The sequence below is a fragment of the Streptomyces thermovulgaris genome (assembly GCF_002155915.1).
In the GTDB taxonomy this organism is placed as follows: domain Bacteria; phylum Actinomycetota; class Actinomycetes; order Streptomycetales; family Streptomycetaceae; genus Streptomyces; species Streptomyces thermovulgaris.
On sequence record NZ_MUME01000026.1, the window covers coordinates 1 to 9,435 of the forward strand.

Here is a 9,435-nt window from a genome sequence, read left to right on the forward strand (position 1 = left end):
GTCGTCGGAGGACACCTGTGCTGGGTCGTCGGAGGACACCTGTGCCGGGGCGTCGGGGGACATCCGTGCCGGGCCGCCCGCCGGAACGCGGGCCAGGGCGTCGACACGCGGATGTGCCGCCCGGCCGGCGTGCGCGGGGGCAGGGGCGTCGGCCGTACCGCCGCCCGCGGAGCGGCGCGGGGGCCGGGCGCGGTCCTCCCGCGGCCGCAGCACCAGCCCCACCGCCACCGAGGCGAGCACCGGGACGACGGCCAGCAGGGTCAGCGTCCCCGCCACCGGCAGCGGGTGCCCGGCGGCCAGGGCGTCCGCCCCCGCGCCCTGGTACGGCCGGCCCGTCAGGTCGCCGCGCAGACGCAGAAAGGCCAGCAGCGCGAGCAGGGAGCCGAACCCGCAGGACAGGGCCGTCGTGGCCGCCGAGACGGCCATCAGACGGCCGGGGCCGAGCCCGAGTGCCGACAGTCCGGGCCGGGGGCGGGTGCCGGGGTCGGTGCGGGCCACCGCGATCGCGAGATACACCGTCGCGGCCAGGGGCATCACGCACCAGGACAGGCGCCGCACCGCGGCGGCCGACTGCTCCGGGTGGCCCAGGGCGTAACCGAGGCAGCACAGCAGCAGGAAACCCGTGCCCGCCGACGCCGCCGCCACGGCCAGACGGCGCAGCTGGACGGCCGGGCGGGCGAGGTGGATCAGACGGAGAGCGAGCACGTGGCCCGGCCTTCCGTCGCGTCGTCCACCGGGGGCAGGTGCACGCTCTGCACGCGCCGCCCGTCGAGCAGCGCCACCGTGCGGTCGGCGACGGCCGCGGTCTCCGGGTCGTGCGTGGCGAGCACGACGGTGATGCCGTGCGAACGGGCCGCCGTGGTGAGCGTGCGCAGCACATGGACGCGGTCGGCCCGGTGCAGCGGGGCCGCCGGCTCGTCGGCGAACAGCACCGTGGGGGCCGGGGCGAGCGCGCGGGCGATGCAGGCGCGCTGCCGCTCGGCCTGGCGCAGCCGGTGCGGGCGCTTGCGGGCCAGGTCGCCGATGTCGAGACGGTCCAGCCACTCCTGGGCGGTCGCCTTGGCCTGGCGCCGGCCGGCGCCGCGCAGCATCAGGGGCAGGGCCGTGTTCTCCCAGACGGTCAGCTCCGGCACGAGCACCGGCACGGGGTCGATCCAGCCGAACCGGTTGCGGCGCAGCCGCTCGCGGGCCAGCGGACCGAGGGTGTGCACAGGAGCGCCGTCGAACCAGACCTCGCCCTGCCGCACCCGCTCCATCCCGGACAGGCACCGCAGCAGAGTCGTTTTGCCGCTGCCGCGCGGTCCGGCGACGGCCAGGATCTCGCCCTGCCGGACGTCGAGCGAGACGTCCTCCAGGCCGGGCGAGCCGTCCTTGTGGGTGTAGTGCAGGGCACGCGCCCAGAGCACGTCGTTGTCCGGTGGGGCGTCCATGGCGTACACCTCGGTTCGGAGCTCGAATGCCGCGCGGACCGTCGCGCGGATGCCGCGCGGGCCCGTGGGACCCTCCTGCGAATCCCCCGTCCGGGGGAACGAAGGCGGAGCCGATCGGTTACCGGAACGCTAGGCAGCCGGCACCGGGAGCCCGGACAGCACACGGCCCCGGGCCGCCGTTTCTCACACGAACGGCGGGCACCGGGGCCGCGATCATCATCTGATCGGAGGTACCTGGCCGACTGCTCCCGGCAGACACCCGTGCCGGAAGAGGCGTGCCGGTCACAGCTTGGCCCACGCCTCCGTCAGGGTCGCGCGCAGGATCTGCTCGATCTCGTCGAAGGTCTCCTGGGTGGAGATCAGCGGCGGGGCGAGCTGGACGACCGGGTCGCCGCGGTCGTCGGCGCGGCAGTACAGGCCGTTGTCGAACAGCGCCTTGGACAGGAAGCCGTACAGGATCCGCTCGGTCTCCTCCTCGTCGAAGGTCTCCTTGGTGTCCTTGTCCTTCACCAGCTCGATGCCGTAGAAAAAGCCGTTGCCGCGGACGTCGCCGACGATCGGCAGGTCGTGCAGCTTCTGCAGGGTGGAGAAGAAGGCGGCCTCGTTGTCCAGCACGTGCTGGTTGAGGTTCTCCCGCTCGAACAGGTCGAGGTTGGCCAGGGCCACCGCCGCGGAGACCGGGTGGCCGCCGAAGGTGTAGCCGTGCAGGAAGACGTTGCCGTCCCGGTAGAACGGCTCGGCCAGGCGGTCGGAGACGATGCAGGCGCCCAGCGGGGAGTAGCCCGAGGTCAGGCCCTTGGCGCAGGTGATCATGTCCGGGACGTAGCCGAACTTGTCGCAGCCGAACATCGTGCCCAGGCGGCCGAAGGCGCAGATGACCTCGTCCGAGACGAGCAGGACGTCGTACCTGTCGCAGATCTCGCGGACCCGCTGGAAGTAGCCGGGCGGGGGCGGGAAGCAGCCGCCGGCGTTCTGCACCGGCTCCAGGAAGACCGCGGCGACCGTGTCCGGGCCCTCGAAGAGGATCTGCTGCTCGATCTGGTCGGCGGCCCAGCGGCCGAAGGCCTCGGGGTCGTCGCCGTGGACCGGAGCGCGGTAGATGTTGGTGTTCGGGACCTTGTGCGCGCCCGGCACCAGCGGCTCGAACGGCGTCCTCAGGCCCGGCAGGCCGGTGATGGACAGGGCGCCCTGCGGGGTGCCGTGGTAGGCGACCGCACGGGATATGACCTTGTGCTTGGTGGGCTTGCCGATCAGCTTGAAGTACTGCTTGGCGAGCTTCCAGGCGGTCTCCACCGCCTCGCCGCCGCCGGTGGTGAAGAAGACCTTGTTCAGGTCGCCCGGTGCGTAGCCGGCCAGGCGTTCCGCGAGTTCCACGGCCTTGGGGTGGGCGTAGGACCAGACGGGGAAGAACGCCAGCTCCTGCGCCTGCTTGGCCGCCGTCTCGGCCAGTTCCGCGCGGCCGTGACCGGCCTGGACCACGAACAGACCCGCGAGACCGTCGATGTAGCGCTTGCCCTTGTCGTCGTAGATGTAGGCGCCCTCACCGCGCACGATCGTCGGCACGGGGGAGTTCTCGTACGAGGACATGCGGGTGAAGTGCATCCACAAGTGGTCGTACGCGGTACGGCTGAGATCCTTGCTCACGGTTATCGGGTTCCCCACATGTAGGTCTGCTTCTTGAGCTTGAGGTAGACGAAGCTCTCGGTGGAGCGCACGCCGGGCAGGGCCCGGATGCGTTTGTTGATGACCTCCAGCAGCTGGTCGTCGTCCTCGCAGACGATCTCGGCGAGGATGTCGAACGAGCCCGCGGTCATCACCACGTACTCGACTTCCGGCATGTCGGTCAGCGCGTCCGCCACGACCTCCGAGTCGCCCTCGACGTTGATCCCGACCATCGCCTGTCTGCGGAAGCCCACGGTGAGCGGGTCCGTGACGGCGACGATCTGCATCACGCCCTGTTCGAGCAGCTTCTGGACGCGCTGGCGCACGGCCGCCTCGGACAGGCCGACGGCCTTGCCGATCGCGGCGTACGGCCGGCGGCCGTCCTCCTGCAGCTGCTCGATGATGGCGAGGGAAACGGCGTCCAGGTGGTGGCCGTTCCGCGGTTCACGGGAGTCCTTGGAGTCTGCGCTTCGACTGGGCACGACCACACTCTGCACGAGGTCTCGTCAGTTTCGCAAGGTTGATTCAATGAAATCCGTTGTATATGAGACTGAGACTTGCGGATTTCGCAGAAGTTCCAGCGGCGTGGCTGTTGAAAACGTCAGAGCGCGGGCTAGGGTGGATGTCTCAGCCACTGGACAGCTTGAACAGGATCAGGAGGGCCGGCAGTGAGCACCGAGCTGCGTCGTCTGCGCAACTACATCGACGGTGAGTTCCGGGACGCCGCCGACGGACGGACCACCGAGGTGGTGAACCCTGCGACGGGCGAGGCGTACGCGACCGCGCCGCTGTCCGGACAGGCGGATGTGGACGCCGCCATGGCCGCCGCCGCGGCAGCCTTCCCGGGCTGGCGCGACACCACCCCGGCCGAGCGTCAGAAGGCCCTGCTGAAGATCGCGGACGCCTTCGAGGAGCGCGCCGAGGAACTGATCGCGGCCGAGGTGGAGAACACGGGCAAGCCGGTCGGGCTGACCCGCACCGAGGAGATCCCGCCGATGGTCGACCAGATCCGCTTCTTCGCGGGTGCGGCGCGGATGCTCGAGGGCCGCTCGGCCGGCGAGTACATGGAGGGCATGACCTCGATCATCCGCCGTGAGCCGGTGGGTGTCTGTGCCCAGGTCGCGCCGTGGAACTACCCGATGATGATGGCCGTGTGGAAGTTCGCCCCGGCGATCGCGGCGGGCAACACGGTCGTGCTGAAGCCGTCGGACACCACCCCCGCCTCCACGGTGCTGATCGCCGAGATCCTCGGCTCGATCCTGCCCAAGGGCGTCTTCAACGTCATCTGCGGCGACCGCGAGACCGGCCGCATGATGGTCGAGCACAAGATCCCGGCGATGGCGTCCATCACCGGTTCCGTACGGGCCGGCATGGAGGTCGCCGGGTCCGCCGCCAAGGACCTCAAGCGGGTCCACCTGGAGCTCGGCGGCAAGGCCCCGGTCGTGGTCTTCGAGGACGTCGACATCGACAAGGCCGTCGAGGAGATCGCGGTCGCCGGCTTCTTCAACGCCGGCCAGGACTGCACGGCCGCCACCCGTGTGCTGGTCCACGAGTCCGTCCACGACGATTTCGTCGCCGCGCTCGCCAAGGCCGCCGCCGAGACCAAGACCGGGCAGCCGGACGACGAGGACGTCCTCTACGGCCCGCTGAACAACCCCCAGCAGCTCGAGCGGGTCGCCGGCTTCATCGAGCGCCTGCCCGCCCACGCCAAGGTCGAGACCGGCGGCCACCGGGTCGGCGACAAGGGCTTCTTCTACGCCCCGACCGTCGTCTCGGGCCTCGAGCAGGACGACGAGATCATCCAGAACGAGGTCTTCGGCCCGGTCATCACCGTCCAGTCCTTCTCGGACGAGGAGCAGGCCGTCGAGATGGCCAACGGCGTCGAGTACGCCCTGGCCTCCTCGGTGTGGACCAAGGACCACGCCCGCGCCATGCGGATGTCCAAGAGGCTCGACTTCGGCTGCGTGTGGATCAACACCCACATCCCGCTGGTCGCCGAGATGCCGCACGGCGGCTTCAAGAAGTCCGGCTACGGCAAGGACCTGTCGGCGTACGGCTTCGAGGACTACACGCGGATCAAGCACGTCATGACGTCGCTGAACGCCTGATCCGCCGGCGGACCGGCCGACGGCGGCCGGACGAGCGGTGACCGTGCGGCCGGCCGGCCGCACCGGCATGCGCACCCGTGGCCCCGGACGGAGCACGGACCGTCCGGGGCCGCGGCCGTGCCCTCGCGCCGCGGGGGACCGGCAGGACGTCCGCCTCGTCCGGGGCCGCCGGCCACCGCGCCCATTGTCAGAACGCGAACAAGAACGCGCACAAGAAGGTCACGACGTGCCCCGGACCCCGACGACGCCCGCACCCACCCGCCGCTTCCTGCTGCGCACCCTGGGCCGGACGGCCGCCCTCGGCGCCCTCGGCGCGCTCGCCGGATGCGGTGTGCCCTCCGCCTACGTCGAACCCGGCGACCGCGCGGTCCCGGACGTCTCCGCCACCGACCGCCGGCTGGTCTGGGCGAACTGGCCGCTGTACATCGACACCGACGACGACAACCCGGCCGAACGGCCCACCCTCGAGGCCTTCGAGAAGCGCACGGGCATCTCCGTCGACTACATCGAGGAGATCAACGACAACGACGAGTACTTCGGCAAGATCAGCCCTTCGCTGATGAACCGCCGGCAGACGGGCCGCGACCTCATCGTGGTCAGCGACCACATGTGCGCCCGCTACGTCCGGCTGGGCTGGGTGCAGGAGATGGACCGCTCCCGCCAGCCCCATGTGACCCGGCACCTCGACCCGCTGCTGCGCTCGCCCGCCTTCGACCCGGGCCGCAGATTCACCGTGCCCTACCAGTCGGGCATCACCGGCATCGCCTACCACCGCCGCAGGCTCGGCCGCGAGATCCGCCAGGTCTCCGACCTGTGGGCGAGCGACCTCAAGGGCCGGGTCACCCTGCTCTCCGGGGTCGACGAGGCGTTCGCGCTGCTCATGCAGGGCAACGGCGTGGACATCACCCGGTGGACGGCCGACGACTTCCACACCGTCTGCGACCAGGTGGAACGGCAGGTCCGCAGGGGCCAGATCCGCCGCTTCACCGGCAACGACTACACCAAGGACCTGGTCAGCGGCGACGTCCTGGCCTGCCAGGCCTACTCGGGCGACGTGATCCAGCTCCAGGCGGACGACCCCGACATCCGCTTCGTCGTGCCCGAGGAGGGTGCCGAACTGTGGTCGGACTCCCTGATGATCCCCAACCGGGCCCGCCACAAGGCCAACGCGGAACGGCTGATCGACTACTACTACGAGCCCGAGGTCGCCGCACGGCTCGCCGCCTGGGTGAACTACATCTGCCCGGTCCCGGCGGCCCGGGACGTGCTCGCCGGCTCCAAGGACGAGGAGACGGCGGCCCTGGCCGAGAACCCGCTGATCTTCCCCGACGCCGACCTGCGCAGACGTCTCGCCGTCGCCCGCAACATCGCCCCCGGGGAACGCAGGGAGTTCACCAAGCGCTGGAACGCGATCGTGGGCATGTAGACCGTTGCGGCCCCGCGGACCGGAGAACCGCTGCAGACTCGCTCCATGACGCACAAGCCGAGCGATCACCACGTGGGCCCCGCCGTCACCCTCGGACTGCCGGCGGCCTGGGCCCTGCACGACCTCGAGGAGCTGGCTGCCGTGCCGGGATGGCTGCGGCGCAACGTGCCGGTGCTGCGGAACGGTTCCCCGCGGTGCCGGAGGCGGTGTGGCGGCGGGCCGAGTCCCTGGACGGACGGCAGTTCGCCGCGGCCGTGGGCGTGATGGGCACGATGGTCGCCGCCGTGTCCGCCGCCGGCGCGGCGACCGGCGGCCGGTCCGCCGCCTTCCAGACGGCCCTGGACGGCTTCGGGCTGCACGGTCTGGCCCACCTGGCCCAGGCCGCCGCGTTCCGCGGCTACACACCGGGATCGGCCACCTCGCCCGTCGTGGTCGTCCCCTTCGCCCTCTGGGCCCGGTCCCGGCTGCGCCGTGCCGGGGTCCTGCGCCCCACCCGCGCCCGGGACCTGGCCCTCGGCCTCGGGCTGGCGGGCGCGGCCACCGTGGCGTCGCACACGGTGGCCCGCCGCCTGCTTAGCAGGAGCTGAGGACCGGCCCGGCGACCGGGGCGAGGACGCGGCGGGCCGCGGTCAGGCGGATGGTGCGGCCGGCCTGCGAAGGAGCGCGCACAGCAGGTCGACGCGGTTGGTGGTGATCGCGTCGACACCGAGCCCGAGGAGGCGCCGCAGGGAGCGGCGGGTATCGGGGGTCCAGACGGACAGCAGACAGCCGTCGCGGTGGACACGGGCCGCGAGCTCGCGGGTGACCAGGCCGAAGCGGTAGTTCAGCCACCGCGGGCGCACCGCGTCCAGCAGCCCGGCACGCGGGGGCGCCAGCGTGGTCCAGGTCAGGGCGAGTTCGGCACGGGGGTCGGCGGCGCGCATCGCGAGCATCGTCTCGGCGCCCGCGCAGTAGTACACGCGCTCCTGGGCCCCGCACGCGTGGACCACGCCGACGATCCGCCGCAGCGCCCGCGGACGGGCCGGGCCCGGCAGGTCGACCAGCACCCGGCTGCCGTCCGTCGCGGCGAGCGCCTCCTCCAGCGTGGGCACCCGGCCGCCGGTCAGCTCGCGCACCTGCTGCGCGGACAGCGACTCCAGCGGCCGGTCGTGCCCCCACAGCCGTTTCAGCGACGCGTCGTGCAGCAGCACCGGAACGCCGTCCCGGGTCAGACGCACGTCGATCTCGACCGCGTCCGCGCCCCGGTCGAGCGCGGAACGCAGCGAGTCGACCGTGTTCTCGGGGAAGCGGTAGGGGTCGCCGCGGTGCGCCACGGCCGTCACGGTCCGCACGGGGCTCATGGCGTCCGGGGGCCCGGGACCTGGGGGCCGGCCGCGAGCCACTGCGCGGTGTAGGCGTCGATCTCCTCCACGATGCGCGCCTTGCCGGCCTCGTCGAGGAAGGAGGCGTGCACCGCGTTCTTGGCGAGCTCGGCGATCCCCCGCTCGTCGAGGTCGAGGAGACGGGCGGCGACGGCGTACTCGTTGGTGAGGTCGGTGCCGAACATCGGCGGGTCGTCGGAGTTGATCGTGACGAGGAGTCCGGCGCGGACGAACTCCTTGAGGGGGTGCTCGTCGAGGGTGCGCACGGCCCGGGTGGCGATGTTGGAGGTCGGGCACACCTCCAGCGCGATCCGGTGCTCGGCGAGGTACTCGAGCAGCCTCGGGTCCTGCGCGGCGCTGGTGCCGTGGCCGATGCGCTCGGCACGCAGCTCGTGCAGCGCGTCCCACACCGTCTGCGGGCCGGTGGTCTCGCCGGCGTGCGGGACCGAGTGCAGCCCGGCGGCCAGGGCGCGGTCGAAGTAGGGCTTGAACTGCGGCCGCGGTACGCCGATCTCGGGCCCGCCGAGTCCGAACGACACCAGCCCCTCGGGACGCAGCCGGTCGTCGGTGGCGAGCCGGACGGTCTCCTCGGCCGACTCCAGCCCGGCCTCCCCGGGGATGTCGAAGCACCAGCGCAGCACGGTCCCGAACTCGGCCTCGGCCGCCTTGCGGGCGTCCTCTATCGCGTCCATGAAGGCGCGCTCGTCGATGCCGCGGCGGGTGGAGGAGAACGGCGTGACGGTCAGCTCGGCGTAGCGCACCTGCTGGCGGGCCAGGTCGCGGGCCACCTCGTAGGTCAGCAGCCGGACGTCCTCCGGGGTGCGGATCAGGTCCACGACCGACAGGTACACGTCGATGAAGTGGGCGAAGTCCGTGAAGGTGAAGTACTCGGCCAGGGCCTCGGGGTCGGAGGGGACCTTGGAGTCGGGGTGACGGGCGGCGAGTTCGGAGACGATCCGGGGGGAGGCGGAGCCGACGTGGTGCACATGCAGTTCGGCCTTGGGCAGACCGGCGATGAAGGCATGCCGGTCGCGCGGTGCGTGCTGGGCGGTCAAGGGTCCCCTCCCCGGGACGGGCGCCGCGGGCGCGGCGCGGCTGATCGGCTGATCGGTGAGCACGGCCATGGTAGGCGCCCCGTCCGCCCCGTCCTGCCCGGCCGGGGCCGCCGGGTCTCCCCCGGAGTCGGAGCCGGGGCGGAAAGGCCGATAGCATGGCCGGGCCAACGACCGATGGGGGGAGACAGGTACATGACGGACGGAATACAGACCGGCGGGAGCACGGGGGCCGAGGACAACCCCTGGGCGCCGCCCGCGGACAAGCCCTCGCTGGAGAAGAACCCGTCCGCACCGCCCCAGCCGTCGGACGCGCCTCCCGCGCAGAACCAGCCGCCCGCCTTCCCGCCGCCGTCGCCGTCCCTGCACGACCAGATGACGGTGACCTCCATGCCG

7 protein-coding genes and 3 pseudogenes are annotated in these 9,435 nt (G+C 72.0%); 4 read left to right on the plus strand and 6 right to left on the minus strand.

The features are described 5' to 3' along the window. The 4 genes and pseudogenes from CCN35_RS03285 to CCN35_RS03300 form a co-directional block, all read right to left on the minus strand. Positions 1 to 705, minus strand: a pseudogene (locus tag CCN35_RS03285) (hypothetical protein); the annotation flags it as partial. After that, positions 687 to 1,430 (minus strand): ABC transporter ATP-binding protein, encoded by a 744-nt coding sequence (locus CCN35_RS03290; RefSeq protein WP_086791448.1) that lies wholly within the window; start codon positions 1,428 to 1,430, stop codon positions 687 to 689. The pseudogene CCN35_RS03285 and the gene CCN35_RS03290, both read right to left, overlap by 19 nt. Before the next feature lie 282 nt (positions 1,431 to 1,712). Then, entirely contained in the window at positions 1,713 to 3,092 is a 1,380-nt protein-coding gene (locus CCN35_RS03295) for an aspartate aminotransferase family protein (RefSeq protein ID WP_079129758.1), read from the minus strand. Next, positions 3,077 to 3,574: an Lrp/AsnC family transcriptional regulator gene (locus CCN35_RS03300; RefSeq protein WP_086791452.1), complete on the minus strand. Its 498-nt coding sequence runs from the start codon at positions 3,572 to 3,574 to the stop codon at positions 3,077 to 3,079. Before CCN35_RS03300 ends, CCN35_RS03295 begins: the two co-directional genes overlap by 16 nt. Positions 3,575 to 3,760: 186 nt before the next feature. Between CCN35_RS03300 and CCN35_RS03305 the strand changes: the two genes are divergently transcribed. The 3 genes and pseudogenes from CCN35_RS03305 to CCN35_RS03315 all read left to right on the plus strand — a co-directional run bounded on the left by CCN35_RS03305 (position 3,761) and on the right by CCN35_RS03315 (position 7,213). After that, positions 3,761 to 5,200: a gamma-aminobutyraldehyde dehydrogenase gene (locus CCN35_RS03305; protein WP_086791450.1), complete on the plus strand. Its 1,440-nt coding sequence runs from the start codon at positions 3,761 to 3,763 to the stop codon at positions 5,198 to 5,200. A 226-nt stretch (positions 5,201 to 5,426) separates the two neighbouring features. Further along, entirely contained in the window at positions 5,427 to 6,626 is a 1,200-nt protein-coding gene (locus CCN35_RS03310) for a polyamine ABC transporter substrate-binding protein (RefSeq protein WP_067395542.1), read from the plus strand. A 45-nt stretch (positions 6,627 to 6,671) separates the two neighbouring features. Next, positions 6,672 to 7,213, plus strand: a pseudogene (locus CCN35_RS03315) (HXXEE domain-containing protein). Between the two features lie 42 nt (positions 7,214 to 7,255). Here the strand turns inward: CCN35_RS03315 and CCN35_RS03320 are convergent. Next, the gene (locus CCN35_RS03320; protein WP_067395531.1) at positions 7,256 to 7,966 is read right to left on the minus strand and encodes a glycerophosphodiester phosphodiesterase; all 711 of its coding nucleotides are present in this window, start codon (positions 7,964 to 7,966) and stop codon (positions 7,256 to 7,258) included. Beyond that, positions 7,963 to 9,111, minus strand: a complete 1,149-nt coding sequence (locus CCN35_RS03325; RefSeq protein ID WP_236560633.1) for an adenosine deaminase — start codon at positions 9,109 to 9,111, stop codon at positions 7,963 to 7,965. Before CCN35_RS03325 ends, CCN35_RS03320 begins: the two co-directional genes overlap by 4 nt. A 123-nt stretch (positions 9,112 to 9,234) precedes the next feature. Here CCN35_RS03325 and CCN35_RS03330 point away from each other — a divergent pair. Further along, positions 9,235 to 9,435: pseudogene (locus CCN35_RS03330) on the plus strand (DUF4190 domain-containing protein); the annotation flags it as partial.